Origin of the sequence: Halomonas sp. NO4, from assembly GCF_010994375.1 — a bacterium.
Lineage (GTDB): Bacteria > Pseudomonadota > Gammaproteobacteria > Pseudomonadales > Halomonadaceae > Halomonas.
The window spans coordinates 15855-31590 of the sequence record NZ_WHMA01000004.1 but is presented as its reverse complement, the minus strand read 5'-3'; the positions used below and the strand labels follow the sequence as shown (position 1 = coordinate 31590).

The following is a 15736-nucleotide window of genomic DNA, read 5'->3' as shown; positions in this document are numbered from 1 at the left end:
GGTCGGCATAGCACCGTCGAGAGGCGAATGATGGGGGTAATACTCAGGACCGGCCTCGGCCTCCTGGCCGTCTACTGCCTGGTCGTGCTGCTGGCCTGGGCCTTCCAGGCGCGCTTGCTCTACCTGCCTCACGTGGGGCGCGAGCCGGTCGGCACTCCCACGGACATCGGCCTCGACTGGGAGCCGGTGACGCTGCGCACCCGCGACGACCTCACCCTGGACGGCTGGTGGGTGCCGGCCGAACGGGCGCGCGCCACGCTGCTTTTCTTTCACGGCAATGCCGGCAACATCTCCCATCGCCTGGCATCGATCCGCCAGTTCCACCGGCTGGGACTTTCCGTGCTCATCGTCGACTATCGCGGCTACGGGGAGAGCGAGGGGCGCCCCTCGGAGGCCGGCACCGCGCGCGATGCCCGGGCGGCGTGGCGCTGGCTGATCGAGGAGCGCGGTCTCGCCCCCGGCGAGATCGTGCTCTTCGGGCGCTCGCTGGGGGCCGGCGTGGCCGCCGAGCTGGCCGCGGCGCTGGAGCCGGAGGCGACGCCGGGGGCGCTGATTCTGGAGTCGGCGTTTCGCTCGGTGCCCAAGCTCGGCCAGCGGCTCTATCCCTTTCTGCCGGTTCGCTGGCTGTCGCGTTTCGATTACGATGTCGAGACGTACGTGACCCAGCGCTTGATGCCGCTGCTGGTGATCCACAGCCGGGACGACGAGATCATCCCCTTCAGCGAGGGCGAGGCCGTCTTCGCGGCCGCTTGCGAGCCCAAGGAACTGCTGGTCATCCACGGCGGCCACAACACCGGCTATCTCGACAGCGAACCGGACTACTCCGCCGGCATCGCGGCCTTTCTGGATCGGCATGTCGAGCGCCGGCCTCCCTGACCGACGCGCCACGCCCACGCCGCCCTATGGTGAAGACAAGGAACCGTCCATGCCACGCCGCCCCCCGAGCTCCTACCTGCTGGCTGTCGCGCTGCTGCTGGGGCTGCTGCTGTGGCTCGCCTTCGGCGACCTGCAGCGCTTCCAGCGTGCCCCGCCGCCGGCAGAGGAGGGCGAGGGGACGACCCCGACCCGGGTCGAGTACCGCCTCAGCGAGGCCGAGGCCTATGCCCCGCGCCTGATCGCCCAGGGCCAGCTCGAGCCGGTGCAGGAACTGGCGCTGCGCGTGCAGCGCGCCGGGCGCGTCGCCGCGCTGCCGGTGGCCCAGGGAGCCGACGTGGCCGAGGGCGAGACGCTGCTGCGCCTTGCCCCGGAGGCCCTGGAGGCGCGCCTGGCCCAGGCCGAGGACGCGCTCGCCCGGGCCCGTGCCGAGCTCGCCGGCGCGGAAGAGCTGCGGCGTCGCGAGCTGATCTCGCAGCCCGAACTGCTGCGCCGGCGGGCCGAGGTCAGCGCAGGGGCGGCCGAGCTGGCCGAACTCGGCGAGGCGCTCGACCAGACGCGCCCGGCCGCCCCCTTCGCCGGGGTGTTCGACCGCCTCGACGTGGAGCGTGGCGAGGTGCTGCAGCCGGGCGAGACCTTCGGGCGTCTGGTGGACGACCGCCAGCTGACCGCCAGCGCCTGGATCGCCCAGCGCGAGGCGCTGGACCTCGCCCCGGGGCTCGCGGTGGAGGCGACCCTGCTCGACGGCTCGCGCCTGAGCGGCGAGCTGACCCACGTGGCGCGCCGTGCCGATTCGGCCACCCGCACCTTCCACGTCGAGGCGACCCTCGACAACCCCGAACGGCGGCGCCTGGCCGGGGCCAGCGCCTCCCTGGCGATCACCCGCGAGGCGCGCGCGGTGCACCGCCTCTCGCTGGCCCTGCTGGTGCTCGACGACAGCGGCGCGCTGGCGGTCAAGCACCTCGACTCCGCCGACCGGGTGGTGGTCACGCGCGTCACCCTGGTGGATGCCGGCGCCGAGGCGGCGCGGGTCGCCGGGCTGCCCGAGCGGGTGCGCCTGATCACCCTGGGCGGCGGCTTCGTCGCCGCGGGGGAGCGGGTCGAGGCCGTGGCTGCTGACGGCAACGGCGCGGGAGCCCGCTGAGCATGCGCACCCTGATCGAGGCGGCGCTGTCGCGCTCGCGCACCACCCTGCTGCTGCTGGCGGCCCTGCTGGCTGCCGGCATCGCCGCCTGGCAGGTGGTGCCCAAGGAGGCCAATCCCGACGTCGCCATTCCCATGATCTACGTCTCGCTGGCCCTGGAGGGGGTGAGCCCCGAGGACGGCGAACGGCTGCTGGTGCGCCCCATGGAGCAGGAGCTGCGCACCATCGAGGGGGTGCGCAAGATGACCTCCCAGGCCAGCCAGGGCCACGCCTCGGTCACGCTGGAGTTCGACGCCGGCTTCGACCCGCGCCGGGCGCTCGCCGACGTGCGCGAGAAGGTCGACATCGCCAACGCCGACCTGCCCGCCGAGGCCGAGGAGCCGCGGGTGATCGAGGTCAACGTCGGGCTCTTTCCGGTGCTGTCGTTGGGCATCTCGGGGCCGCTGGCGGAAAGCGAGCGGCTCGCCGTGGCGCGCCGCCTGCAGGACGCCATCGAGGGCATTCCCGAGGTGCTGGAGGTGGAGATCGGCGGCGAGCGCGAGGAGCTGCTCGAGGTGGTGGTCGACCCCCTGGTGCTCGAGAGCTACGGCGTCGACTTCCAGACCCTCTTCAACCTGGTGACGCGCAACAATCGCCTGGTGGCCGCCGGCAGCCTGGACACCGCCGGCGGTCGCGCCCCGGTCAAGGTGCCGGGGCTGATCGAGTCGATCGAAGACGTGCTGGACATGCCGGTCAAGGTCGACGGCGACCGGGTGGTCACCTTCGGCGACGTGGCCTGGATCCGTCCCACCTTCAAGGACCCGGACGGCTTCGCGCGCATCGACGGCGAGCCCGCCCTGGTGCTGGAGATCGCCAAGCGCGCCGGCGCCAACCTGATCGCCACGGTGGCGAGCGTGCGCGAGGTGCTCGAGGCGGCGGGGCCGCGCCTGCCCGAACGGCTGAGTCTGACCACCATCATGGATCAGTCCGAGATGGTCGAGCAGATGCTCTCGGAACTGCTCAACAACGTGATCACCGCCGTGGTGCTGGTGCTGGTGGTGATCCTGGCGGCGATGGGCGTGCGCGCCGCGCTCATGGTGGGGCTGACCATTCCCGGCGCCTTTCTCACCGGCATCCTGCTGATCTGGGCCATCGGCTACACCCTCAACATCGTGGTGCTCTTCGCCCTGATCCTGGTGGCGGGGCTCCTGGTGGACGGGGCCATCGTGGTCAGCGAGCTGGCCGATCGCCACCTGCGCGAGGGCCAGGCGCCGCGCGCGGCCTGGATCAATGCCGCCCACCGCATGAGCTGGCCGGTGATCGCCTCCACCGCCACTACCCTGGCGGTCTTCGTGCCCCTGCTCTTCTGGCCCGGGGTGGTGGGCGAGTTCATGAAGTACCTGCCGGCCACGGTGATCCTCTGCCTGCTGGCGTCGCTGGCCATGGCGCTGATCTTCCTGCCCACCCTGGGCGGGCTGCTGACCCGCGCCGTGGCGGTGCCGACAAGCCCGCAGGCGCTGGTGACGGCCGGCGGGCGGATCTACCGGGCGGTGCTCGCGCGCCTGCTGGCCCACCCCTGGCTGACGCTCTGCCTGGCCCTGCTGCTGATGGCGGTGATCTACACCGCCTACGCCCGCTTCAATCACGGGGTGGAGTTCTTCCCCGAGGTCGAACCCGACACCGCCCAGGTGGTGGTGCGGGCCCGCGGCGACCACTCGGCGGCCGAGAAGGATGCCGTGGTGCGGCGCGTGGAGGCGCGGCTGGCCGGCATGAGCGAAGTGGAGGCGCTCTATGCACGCTCCTATGCCGTGCCCAACGAGCAGCTCGGCAGCGACGTGATCGGCACGGTGCAGTTCCAGCTCATCGATTGGCATCGGCGCCGTCCGGCGCAACGTATCATGGACGAGATGGCCGCGCGCACCGCCGACCTGCCCGGCGTGGTGCTGGAGTTTCGCGAACAGGAAATGGGGCCCGGTGCCGGCAAGCCGATCCAGCTCGAGGTGAGCGCCGCGGAGGAGGCCCGTATCCTGGCCGTCGTCGACGCCCTGCGCGCCGAGATGGCGCGCCTGGGGGGCTTTCGCGACATCGAAGACAACCGCAGCCTGCCCGGCGTGGAGTGGCGGCTCAACGTCGACCGCGAGGCGGCGGCGCGGCTGGGCGCCGACGTGGCGGCGGTGGGCAGCGCCGTGCAGCTCGTCACCACCGGGCTGCAGGTGGCCAGCTACCGGCCGGAGCGTGCCCGCGACGAGGTGGACATCCGGGTCCGCCTGCCCGAGCAGTGGCGCTCGCTGGACCAGCTGGGGCGACTGACGTTGAACACCGCGCGCGGCCAGGTGCCGATCGCGCATTTTGCCGATCTCGAGCCGGCACCCAAGGTCGGCACCCTGCAGCGCATCGACGGGCGGCGCGCCATCACGCTGTCGGCCGATGTTGCCGCGGGCTACCAGGTCGATGAGCGACTCACGGCGCTGCTCGAGGCGGCGGGGTCGCCGCCCGAAGGCGTCACGGTCGAGGTGGCCGGTGAGCAGGAGGAGCAGCAGCAGGCGGCGCGCTTCTTGACCAGTGCCTTCCTCGTCGCCATCGGCCTGATGGCGCTGATCCTGGTCACCCAGTTCAACAGCCTCTACCAGGCGGCACTGGTGCTCTCGGCCATCGTCTTCTCCACGGCGGGGGTGCTGCTGGGCCTGCTGGTCAACGGCCAGCCCTTCGGCATCGTCATGGTGGGCATGGGCATCATCGCCCTGGCGGGGATCGTGGTGAACAACAACATCGTGCTGATCGACACCTACAACCAGCTGCGCCGGGAAGGCATGGCGCCGCGCGAGGCGGCGCTGGAGGCGGGCGGCCTGCGCCTGCGCCCGGTGCTGCTCACCGCCGTCACCACGGTGCTGGGGCTCACGCCCATGGTGCTCGGCGTCAACGTCAACCTGCTCGAGCCGAGCCTGGGCCTCGGCGCGCCCTCAACCCAGTGGTGGACGCAGCTCTCCAGCGCCATTGCCGGCGGGCTCACCTTCGCCACCGGCCTGACGCTGCTGCTCACGCCCTGCCTACTGGTGCTGGGCGTGGGGCGCGTCGAGTCACGCTGAGCTACTCGTCGGCGAACTCGGGCAACTCGGCGTTGTGGAAGACGCGCTGCACGTCGTCGCACTCCTCGAGGCTGTCGATCAGCTTCTCGAACAGCGCCACGTCGTCGCCTTCGACCGGCGTGGTGGTCTGGGGCACGAACTGGATTTCGTCGACCTCGAAGTCGAGCTCGCCGAAGGCGTCGAGCAGCGCCTGCTTGGCCTTGGCGTACTCGGTGTGGGGGGCGAAGACGGTGATGCGGCCGGCCTCGTTCTCGATGTCGGTGACATCGACGTCGGCTTCCATCAGGGCCTCGAGCGTGGCTTCCTCGTCGTCTCCCGCGAAGGCGAGAATGGCGCAGTGGTCGAAGAGGTGGCTGACGCTGCCCGGGGTGCCGAGCTTGCTCTTGGCCTTGTTGAAGCAGGTACGCACCTCGCCGAAGGTGCGGTTGGGGTTGTCGGTCAGGCAGTCGACGATGACCATGCAGCTGCCCGGCCCGAAGCCTTCGTAGCGCGCCGGTGAGTAGTCCTCGCCGCCCACGCCGCTGGCCTTGTCGAGCGCTTTGTCGATGACGTGGCTGGGCACCTGATCCTTCTTGGCGCGCTCGATCAGCCCGCGCAGCGTCAGGTTGCCGTTGGGGTCGGTGCCGCCCTGCTTGGCGCAGACGTAGATCTCGCGACCGTACTTGCTGTACACCTTGGTCTTGGCGGCGGCCGTCTTGGCCATGGATTCCTTGCGGTTCTGGAAGGCCCTGCCCATTGCGTTGTCCTGTGACGTCGAAACACGAGGCGGATTCTACGAAACCGGGCGGGGCGCGAACAGGACTATTTTCCCGTGGCTAACCCCTGTCATGACTACACTGGCGGTAGTCATTCACCCTGACCGGAGGCGCCATGGATCACCATGCCTATCGCGACCTGCTGGCCGAGCGGCTTGCCGAGAGCGAGCTGCCGTTTCCTCATGCCGAGTTCACTGCGCGCCGCTCGCGAGTGCGTCAGGCCATGGGCGAGGCGGGACTCGAGGCGCTGTTGCTCACCGATCCGGCCGATATCTTCTATCTGACCGGCTATCACACCTTCGAGGTGTCGGTGTACACCGCCTTGGTGGTCACCCCGGAACGCCTGGTGCTCCAGGTGCCATCCATCGAGACGGGGCCGGCGGTGGTCACCGCCACGGTGGACGAGATTCTCGGCTATCGCTGGGAGAGCATCGAGGAGGTGATCGATCCGCTGGCCGAGCTGCTGGACCCCTTTCGCGTGATCGGCATCGACCCCTTCGGTGCCGGGCTGCGTTTCGGCGTGATCCGCGAGCTGTGCTCGCGCCTCGGCGCCGAGCGCTTCCGCGACGATGGCGGGGCGCTGCTCGATGCCATCCGCATCGTCAAGACTCCCGCCGAACTCGACTGTCTGCGCGAGAGTGCGCGCCTCACTGCCATGGGGCTCGACGCCGCGCTGGCGGCGCTCCGCCCCGGTGTCACCGACAACGAGGTGGCCGCGGAGGGCGCCCGGGCGCTGCTCGCCGCGGGCAGCGAGTTCATGAGCCTGCAGCCCATCGTCACCACCGGGGCGCGCATCGGCACCATCCACGTCAACCACAAGCGCACGGTGATCGGCGAGAACGAGCCGGTGTTCCTGGAGTTCGGCGCGGCCTTCCAGCGCTATACGGCACCCATGATGCGTACCGCCGTGGCCGGTCGGGCGAGCCCCGACATGCTGGAGGTGCGCGACCTGTGTCGGGCACTCTTCGAGACCCTCTGCGCGCAGATGCGTCCCGGCAACACCTTCGATGCCGCGGCCCGCGCCGCCGAGGCGGTGCTGGCGTCGAAGGCCGACGAACTCTTCTTCTCGGGGGTGTTCGGCTATGCGGTGGGCGCGCAGTTTCCACCCAGCTGGGTGGAAGGCACGGGCTTCATCGCCCGCGGCGAGCACCGCGAGTTCGCCGAGGACATGGTCTTTCACCTGCCGCTGTGCCTGCGCCGGCCGGGGGAGTGGGGCATCGGTCTCAGCGACACGGTGCGTGTCACCCCCGACGGCGGCCAGGCGCTCACCGACAACGACTGGCAGCTGCGGGAGAGCCAGGTATAGGCCCCGGGCGGGCCGGCGCTTTCCCATCTTCCGCGGCGCTGACTATGCTTGTGTCAGGGTTCCCCGAGGTCCGATGACAGGAGGGTGCCATGTCCATGGAGCGCGTGACGCAGTATCTCGACGAGCAGGGCGTCAAGTACGTCATCCTGCAGCATTCACCGGCCTACACGGCCCAGGAGGTGGCCGCTTCGGTGCACGTGCCGGGTCGCCACTTCGCCAAGTGCGTGATGGTCAAGATCGATGGCCGGCTGGCGCTGGCGGTGCTGCCGGCCACGGATCAGGTGGTGCTGGAACGCATGGCCAAGTCGGTCGGCGCCCAGAACGTCGAGTTGGCCTCCGAGGCCGATTTCCAGGACCGCTTCCCGGAGTGCGAGGTGGGGGCCATGCCGCCCTTCGGCAACCTCTTCGACATGGAGGTGTTCGTCTCGCCGCACCTCACGGCAGCCGAGCGCATCGCCTTCAATGCCGGCAGCCACACCGACGTCATGCAGTTGGCCTATGGCGATTTCCAGCGCCTGGTCAACCCGGCCGAGGTGGCGCTGTAGGGCGTGTCTCCGGTCCGGCGACGGCGGTAAACGCCTGGCCATTGCCACCCAGGTCGCGGCCGGTCGGGCCGTGCCGCCCAGATCCAAGCAAGGCAACAGGTTACTGCAAGCGACAAGGAGGGTGACATGACATTGACCATTACGGCAGCCTATGGTGAGGACGACAAGGCCATCAATGCCTACGATGAACTGATTTCCGAGGGGCTTCCGCGCGAGAAGCTCTTCCACGACAAGCAGGCCCGGCAGGTCAAGGTGATCGTGCCGGACAGCGCGAAACCGGAAATCGAGGCCATCCTGCAACGCCACGAACCGGACGAGATCTGGTCTCGCCCCTACGAGGAGGCGTAGCTACCGGCCGCAGGCGCGGCCGGTGGTCGCCGGTACGTGGCCTGCCAACCCGGTGATACCATCCATGCTCCACCGCCTGTTCCGGCGCTTCGAGACCCTGGTCGACCCCTATCCCAAGGGCGACACCGGGACACCGCCGGCGGGGCTTCTGCCCTTCATCCACCACTTCTCGCGGCCGGTAGTGCCGCTGCTGATCGCCATGTCGCTGGTCACGGCGCTGGTCTCCGCCGCCGAGGTGCTGTTCTTCCATTATATGGGCGAGCTGGTGGACTGGCTTTCGGGCGCCGAGCGCGAGGGCTTCTTCGCCGCGTACGGCTGGCCGCTGGCCGGCATGGCGGCGCTGGTGGTGGTCGGCCTGCCGCTGCTCACCCTGTTGCAGTCGCTGCTGACCCACCAGAGCATCTTCGGCAACTATCCGATGATCGGCCGCTGGCTGGCGCATCGTCACATGCTCGGCCAGAGCCTTGCCTTCTACCATGACGAGTTCGCCGGGCGCGTCTCCCAGAAGGTGATGCAGACGGCACTGGCGATCCGCGAGACGGTGATGAAGCTGATGGACCTGATGGTCTACGTGCTCGTTTACTTTGCCGGCGCCATGTGGCTGATGGGGCGCGCCGAACCCTGGCTGATGGCGCCGCTGGTGGTGTGGCTGGGCGGCTATGTCGCCATCATGTGGGTCTTCGTGCCACGCCTGCGCGATGTCTCCATGGCCCAGGCCGATGCCCGGGCGGTGATGACCGGGCGCATCGTCGACAGCTACAGCAACATCCAGACCATCAAGCTGTTCGCCGATACCCGGCGCGAGCAGGCCTATGCCCGCGATGCCATGGAGGGCTTCATGGCCACCGTGCATCGCCAGATGCGCCTGGCCACGGCGCTCACCGTGAGCCTGACGCTGCTCAACTCCCTGCTGCTGGCCGGGGTGGCAGCCATGGCCATCGGCGCCTGGTACCTGGAGGCGGTGTCGCTGGGCATCATCGCCGTGGCCATCGCCCTGGTGATGCGCATTCGCTTCATGTCCGACTGGATCCTCTGGGAGGTGGCGGGGCTGTTCGAGAACATCGGCACGGTGCAGGACGGCATCAACACCATCGCCCGCGAGCCGGCGGTCAAGGACCACGAGGAGGCCGGGGAACTGGCCGTGCCCGACGGCGAGATCCGCTTCGACGCGCTGCGCTTCGGCTATGCGCGCCCCGATGGCGAGTCGGCCCCGGTGTTCGACGGCCTGGACCTGACCATCCGCCCCGGCGAGAAGGTGGGGCTGATCGGCCGCTCCGGGGCCGGCAAGTCGACGCTCGCCAACCTGCTGCTGCGCTTCTACGACCTGGAGGGCGGGCGCATCCTGATCGACGGCCAGGACATTGCCACGGTGACCCAGGAGTCGCTGCGCCGCCACATCGGCATGGTCACCCAGGACACCTCCTTGCTGCACCGCTCGGTGCGCGACAATATTCGCTACGGCAGCCCCGAGGCCAGCGAAGCGGCAATCCGTGAGGCGGTGCACCGCGCCCACGCCGACACCTTCATCGACGACCTCGTGGACAGCCACGGTCGCCGCGGCCTGGACGCCCACGTCGGCGAGCGCGGCGTCAAGCTCTCCGGGGGCCAGCGCCAGCGCATCGCCATTGCCCGGGTGCTGCTCAAGAACGCGCCCATCCTGGTGCTTGACGAGGCCACCTCGGCGCTCGACTCCGAGGTGGAGGCGGCTATCCAGGAGCAGCTCTACGCGCTGATGGAGGGCAAGACGGTGATCGCCATCGCCCACCGCCTCTCCACCATCGCCATGCTCGACCGGCTGGTGGTGCTCGACGAGGGGCGCATCGTCGAGAGCGGCACGCACCGCGAGCTGCTGGCCAGGGGCGGCCTCTATGCCGCCCTGTGGCGGCGCCAGTCCGGCGGTTTCATCGGCGTGGACGTCGACGGCGAAACGGCCCAGCGCGAGGGTGCCGCCCGGGTCGACTAGGAGGGCTTCGGCGAGGGCGGTAGCGGCGGTTTGCGCGGCATGCTTCGAGCTGCCAAGGTGCCGAGGGTGTGTCGATTTCTGTTGTAGAAGAGGAGGTGAGCATGAAAGTGGTGACGTTGCGCAGCCCCGGTGGGCTGGATCGCTTGGAAGTCGTCGAGCGTGACGCCCCCGGGGAGCCCGGTCCGGGCGAGGTTCGCGTGCGCCTGCAGGCCAGCTCGCTGAACTTCCACGACTACGCGGTGGTGGCGGGGATGATCCCCGTGGAGGATGGCCGAATCCCGATGTCCGACGGCGCCGGCGTGGTCGAGGCGGTGGGCGAGGGCGTCGAGGACTTCGCCACGGGCGATGCCGTGGTCTCCACCTTCTTCCCGCCCTGGCTGGAGGGGCCGGCGCGGCTCGGCAACTTCGCCACCACCCCGGGAGACGGCGTCGACGGTTACGCCCGCGAGCGGATCGTGCGACCGGCCCACTGGTTCACCCACCAGCCTGCCGGCTATTCCCCTGCCGAGGCGGCCACGCTGACCACCGCGGGTCTGACCGCCTGGCGGGCGCTGGTGGTGGAGGGCGGCCTCAAGGCCGGCGATACGGTGCTGGTGCTGGGCACCGGCGGGGTGTCGATCTTCGCCCTGCAGTTCGCCCAGCTGATGGGCGCACGGGTGATCGCGACTTCCTCGTCCGACGACAAGCTCGCCCGGCTGCGCGAGATGGGGGCCGAGCACACCATCAACTATCGCGACGACCCCGAGTGGGGCAAGACCGTGCAGGCGTTGACCGGTGGGGCCGGCGTCGACCACGTCGTCGAGGTAGGCGGCCCCGGCACCCTGCCGCAGTCCATCGAGGCGGTACGCATCGGCGGGCATATCGCGCTGATCGGCGTCCTCACCGGCCGCGAGGGGGAGATACCCACCGCCAAGCTGATGGCCAAGCAGGCGCGCCTTCAGGGGTTGATCGTCGGCAGTCGACGGCACCAACTGGAGATGATCCGTGCCATCGAGGCGAGTGGCGTCAAGCCGGTGATCGATGCGACCTTCGGGCTCGAGGAGATTGCCGAGGCCTTCCGTCACCAGGAAGCCGGGCGTCATTTCGGCAAGATCTGCCTAGAGTGGTGAGCCGGCGCCCCTTGAGCGGGCTCGGGAGCGTGACGCCAGGCTTTATCATCGCCATTTGCTGATATGGGAAGGGCTGTCAACCTTTCTGCCAGGGTTGGGTATTCAACCTCTGAATTGGATAGACTCCCCCTAACGACGGAATGCAGTAAGGCATGCGTATGAGGGAGTCGGTGGTAACGCCGCCAGGAACGGCGGCAGAGGGCCAGAGGGGCAAGTACCACCGACGTGCCGTCGGAATCTATCTGCTGGCGGTAACGCTGATGGTCGCCAGCCTGGCGTGGGTGCTCGCCGACCAGTATCGGCGCGAAGTGGCGGACGGTCAGGCCCAGCTGCGCGCGCGGTCGGACCTGGTGGCCGAGTGGGTGGCGGGCTATTTCGCCCTCAGCGCACATACCCTGAGCGGCATGGCCCAACTGGTAGAGATGTCCGGCTCGGCGGCTCCGTCGTCGGGCCTGATGTCCCCGGAAAGCCTGGAAGAGTATCTGGTCCGTCGACGTGACGGCGTCGCCTTCCTCGACGAGCTGTGTGTCGTCGATGCCGAGGGCCGGGTGCTGGTCTCCTCGAGTTCGGTGCACCCACCGGGCTTCGACATCAGCGAGATGCCCTATTTCCGCCCCTTCGGCGCGTCGCCGGCGCGCGATACCTGGATCTCGCCGCTCACCTGGTCGGCCCTGTCGGACAGCTTCCAGGTGGTGCATGCCCGCCGACTCCCCGGTGCCGACGGCACCGCCCCCGGGGTGGCGATGGCCTGGCTCGACCCCTCCATCTTCAGCACGGCGCTGGAGCAGCTCAGCATGACGGCCGGCGAGAGCATCGCCATCGTCGACCGTGACAGGCGGCTGCTGGCGCGCGCGCCGAGCTACGGCGATGCCCCCAGGGTGCTGGGCCAGCGGGTCGAGTCGCCGGTGCTGCGTGAGTTCCTCGCCAGCGGTGCACCGAACACGCGGGCCCGGGTGATCTCGCCCATGGATGGCGTGGAGCGGTTCTATCGGCTGCGCCGCGTGGAGGGCACCCCCTTCGTGGTGGTGGTCGGCACCGAGGTCGGGGTGCTGCTGGCGGGCTGGACGCAGCGCCTGTGGGGGCTGGGCAGCATCGCGCTGCTGGTGGCGCTGCTGGGTGCGGTGGTGGTGCGCCACTATTTTCGCCGCCTGGACCTCGAAGGGGCCCTCCACCAGCGCCTGATGGAGCGTGAGCAGGCCCGCCGCGAGATACAGCACCGTGAGTCGCGTCTGGCGGCGCTGGTCTCCTCGATCCAGGACATGATTTTCGTGCTGGATGCCGAGGGGCGCATCGTCTACGTACATGCGCTGGATCATCGCCAGCTGCTGCCGGCGTCGTCGGAGGTGCTCGAACGCCACTACCGGGACGTCTTTCCCCCGGACATGGCCCGTTTCCTCGACAAGGCCCATGCGGCGCTGCGCGACAGCGACCAGCCGATGGAGTACGACTGCCAGCATACCCAGGATGGCCAGTCGCGGGACTACCATGCCGTGGTCAGTCCGCTCGCCGAGCAGGACGAGGCGTTCAGCGGCGTGCTGGTGCTGGTGCGCGACGTGACCCAGTCGCGGGCCACCGAGGCGCAGCTGCGCATTGCCGCCACCGCCTTCGAGACGCACCTGGGCATGATGATTACCGATGCCGAGGGCACCATCCTCAAGGTCAACGACACTTTCACCCGCATCACCGGCTATCGCGAGGCGGAAGTGCTGGGCAAGCACCCCCGGCTGCTCAAGTCCGGCCTGCACGACGACGCCTTCTACGACCGGATGTGGTCGTGCGTCTACGAGCAGGGCAGCTGGCAGGGCGAGATCTGGAACCGGCGCCGCAACGGCGAGGTGTTCCCCGAATGGCTCACCGTCAGCGCGGTGCGCAACGAGAGCGGTGAGCTGACGCATTTCGTGTCGACCTTCACCGACATCAGCGAGCGCAAGGCCGCCGAGGAGGAGATTCACCAGCTCGCCTTCTTCGATGGCCTGACCGGACTGGCCAATCGCCAGCAGCTCCAGGACCACCTCGAGACGGCACTCAAGGAGAGCCGGCGCAGCGGCGAATTCACCGCGCTGCTGTTCATCGACATCGACAACTTCAAGCAGGTCAACGACACCCTGGGGCACCACCAGGGCGACCGCCTGTTGCAGCACCTGGCCGGGCGTCTCGGCGAGGTGCTGCGCAGCACCGACACCCTGGCGCGCATCGGGGGCGACGAGTTCGCCGTGCTGCTGCGCGGCCTGGGCACCGATCAGGACCGCGCAGCGCACATCGCCGAGCGGGTAGCCCACAAGCTGCTGACGGTCCTGCCCTCGCCCTGCTGGCTGGGCGGCGAGGCCGTCAAGGTGACCGGCAGCATCGGGGTCACCCTCTTCCAGGGGCAGGCGGGGGACGGCAGCCTCCTCTTCCAGCAGGCGGACATGGCGCTCTTCCAGGCCAAGGATTCGGGGCGCAACACCCTGAGCTTCTTCGACCCGGTGATGCAGGCGCGGCTGCAGGCGCGTGCCGGTCTGGAGAACGACCTGCGCCAGGCACTGACACGCCGCGAGTTCCGGTTGCACTACCAGGTGCAGGTGGACACGGCGGGCGGCGTCACCGGGGTCGAGGCGCTGTTGCGCTGGGAGCACCCCGTGCGCGGCTGGGTCTCGCCCGGGGAGTTCATTCCGCTGGCCGAGGAGAATCGCCTGATCGTGGAGATCGGAGACTGGGTGCTGGAGACCGCCTGCCGCCAGCTGGCCGCCTGGGCACGCGATCCGGCCACCGCTGCGCTGAGCATCTCGGTGAACGTCAGCCCCCAGCAGTTCCGCGAACCCGACTTCGTCGCCCGGGTGACCTCCCTGCTCGAGGAGACCGGGTCACCGCCCGAGCGGCTCGAACTGGAAGTGACCGAGAACCTCTTCGTGGATCACCCGGACGAGGCCCGCGACATCATGCAGCGGCTCAAGGTGCACGGCGTGACCTTCGCCCTCGACGACTACGGCACCGGCTATTCGTCGCTGGCCTACCTCAAGCGGCTGCCCCTGGACAAGCTCAAGATCGATCAGTCCTTCGTGCGCGACCTGCTGGAGGACGAGGCGAGCGCGGCGATCGTCGCCAGCACCATCGCGCTCTCCCACAGCCTCAAGCTGGCGGTGATTGCCGAGGGAGTCGAGACCGAACCCCAACGCCGCTGGCTGGCCGCGCACGGTTGCGAGCACTATCAGGGCTTTCTCTTCGGCCGTCCCGTGCCCATCAATACCCTGGAGCGGCAGCTGCTGGGCCGGCCAGCCTGAGCCTGCGCCACCGATCGTGTCACAGGAGTTCGCTCAGCCAGGCCAGCAGCAGCCCCACGACCAGCGAGACGACCATGGGGGCCGCCACGCGCCGGGCCAGCTGGCGAGTGCCGAAGCCGGCCGCCAGCCCGGCCTTGACCAGGTTGTTGACGGCGGCGGCGATGACGATGCCCAGCACCGCCGTGGCGGGGTCGATGCGCTCCAGCGACATGCGGGTCAGGGAGAGGGTGATGGCGTGCACGTCGGCAATGCTCGACGAGGCCGCCAGCAGGTAGATGCCGGTCTCGCCGAGCCATTCGCTCAGCCATTCGCCCAGCACCATGATCAGCGCCAGCAGGGCCCCCAGCAGCAGGGCGACGCGCAGCTCCAGCGGATTGTGGGTCAGCTGCGGGCGGTCCACCTTCAGGGAACGCCGCTGGCGCCACCAGATGAGCAGCGCCGGGACGTAGAGGGTCAGGCCCATCACGGTGATCGGCAACGCCAGGTCGGGCAGCAGTCCGGGGCTGATCACGGCGGTATAGAGCAGGATGCGCGGGAACATGGTGCCGCAGGCGATCAGCACCCCGGCGGCCAGCATCGGGCCCAGCTCGGGTAGCTGGCGCGACTGACGGGCGAAGTGCAGGGTGAGGGCGGTGGAGGAGCTGAGCCCGGCGAAGATCCCGGTGAAGAGGATGCCCTTTTCGGTGCCCCCCACCCGGATGGCGAAGTAGCCGACGAAGGAGATCGAGGCGATCAGCACCACCAGCCACCAGATCTCGTAGGGGTTGAGCACATCGCCCGGGCCCATGCCACGGTCGGGGAGCAGCGGCAGCATCACCGCGGTGATCAGCAGCAGCTTGAGCCCGGCGTCCAGCTCGTGGGACTGCAGCTGGTTGAGCAGCCCGTGGATCTCGCGCTTGTTGTCGAGGATCACCGCCGTGACCACCGCGCAGGCCGTGGCCAGGGCCAGGTCGATAGTCACGGCGATGGCCCCGAAGCAGAAGGTGAGCAGCAGCCCCACCAGGCCTGTGATGCTGAAGTCGCGGCTCTCCGCCATGCGCGCCCGCCAGGCCACCAGTGCGATGCCGGCCATCGCCACGAAGATCAGCGGGAAGGCCCACTGGGTCACGGCCTCGGAGAGCAGCGCGGCGATGCCGCCGAGCAGGCCGACCAGGGCGTGGGTGCGAATGCCGGCGACGCGTTCGCCGGCCTTCTGCTCGCGCGCCACCCAACCCCGCTCGATGCCGATCAGCGCGCCCAGCAGCAGGGCGACGCCCAACTGGATGGCGGATTCGTTGGCGGTGATGAACTGGCTGGCGACGTCATCCATGGCGGGTGGGTAGCACTCCTTGGGATCGGCGAAAGGGTGTCTTTCAGGGTGGCGCGCGG

At 69.3% G+C, this 15736-nt stretch carries 11 protein-coding genes; 9 read left to right on the top strand and 2 right to left on the bottom strand.

Annotated elements, in window-relative coordinates; genetic code table 11:
- Positions 1-27: 27 nt before the first annotated feature.
- Genes FEF15_RS04650 through FEF15_RS04640 form a run of 3 tightly spaced genes read left to right on the top strand, consistent with a single transcriptional unit; the run spans position 28 to position 5082 of the window.
- Positions 28-876 carry an alpha/beta hydrolase gene (locus FEF15_RS04650; RefSeq protein WP_205598476.1) on the top strand — a complete coding sequence of 283 codons (849 nt, stop codon included), beginning with the start codon at positions 28-30 and terminating at the stop codon, positions 874-876.
- 49 nt (positions 877-925) lie between these two features.
- Positions 926-2017, top strand: coding sequence for an efflux RND transporter periplasmic adaptor subunit (locus tag FEF15_RS04645; RefSeq protein WP_163557991.1), 1092 nt, complete (start codon positions 926-928; stop codon positions 2015-2017).
- Between the two features lie 2 nt (positions 2018-2019).
- Positions 2020-5082 (top strand): efflux RND transporter permease subunit, encoded by a 3063-nt coding sequence (locus FEF15_RS04640; protein ID WP_163557990.1) that lies wholly within the window; start codon positions 2020-2022, stop codon positions 5080-5082.
- Between the two features lies 1 nt (position 5083).
- Here the strand turns inward: FEF15_RS04640 and FEF15_RS04635 are convergent, their stop codons facing one another.
- On the bottom strand, positions 5084-5818 hold the full coding sequence (locus FEF15_RS04635) for a YebC/PmpR family DNA-binding transcriptional regulator (RefSeq protein ID WP_163557989.1): 735 nt from the start codon (positions 5816-5818) through the stop codon (positions 5084-5086).
- Between the two features lie 134 nt (positions 5819-5952).
- Here FEF15_RS04635 and FEF15_RS04630 point away from each other — a divergent pair, with 134 nt between their 5' ends.
- The 6 genes from FEF15_RS04630 to FEF15_RS04605 all read left to right on the top strand — a co-directional run bounded on the left by FEF15_RS04630 (position 5953) and on the right by FEF15_RS04605 (position 14368).
- Entirely contained in the window at positions 5953-7143 is a 1191-nt protein-coding gene (locus FEF15_RS04630; protein ID WP_163557988.1) for a Xaa-Pro peptidase family protein, read from the top strand.
- Positions 7144-7232: 89 nt separating this feature from the next.
- Positions 7233-7688, top strand: coding sequence for a YbaK/EbsC family protein (locus FEF15_RS04625; protein WP_163557987.1), 456 nt, complete (start codon positions 7233-7235; stop codon positions 7686-7688).
- A gap of 126 nt (positions 7689-7814) precedes the next feature.
- On the top strand, positions 7815-8036 hold the full coding sequence (locus tag FEF15_RS04620) for a hypothetical protein (RefSeq protein ID WP_163557986.1): 222 nt from the start codon (positions 7815-7817) through the stop codon (positions 8034-8036).
- Positions 8037-8100: 64 nt separating this feature from the next.
- Complete coding sequence (locus tag FEF15_RS04615) at positions 8101-9999, top strand: ABC transporter ATP-binding protein (protein WP_276208189.1); 1899 nt, start codon at positions 8101-8103, stop codon at positions 9997-9999.
- A 101-nt stretch (positions 10000-10100) separates the two neighbouring features.
- On the top strand, positions 10101-11108 hold the full coding sequence (locus tag FEF15_RS04610) for an NAD(P)-dependent alcohol dehydrogenase (protein ID WP_163557985.1): 1008 nt from the start codon (positions 10101-10103) through the stop codon (positions 11106-11108).
- A gap of 152 nt (positions 11109-11260) precedes the next feature.
- Entirely contained in the window at positions 11261-14368 is a 3108-nt protein-coding gene (locus FEF15_RS04605) for an EAL domain-containing protein (protein ID WP_240454071.1), read from the top strand.
- A 19-nt stretch (positions 14369-14387) separates the two neighbouring features.
- On the opposite strand, the gene FEF15_RS04600 is transcribed toward FEF15_RS04605, so the two are convergent.
- On the bottom strand, positions 14388-15677 hold the full coding sequence (locus tag FEF15_RS04600) for an MgtC/SapB family protein (protein WP_163557984.1): 1290 nt from the start codon (positions 15675-15677) through the stop codon (positions 14388-14390).
- Positions 15678-15736: the final 59 nt, after the last annotated feature.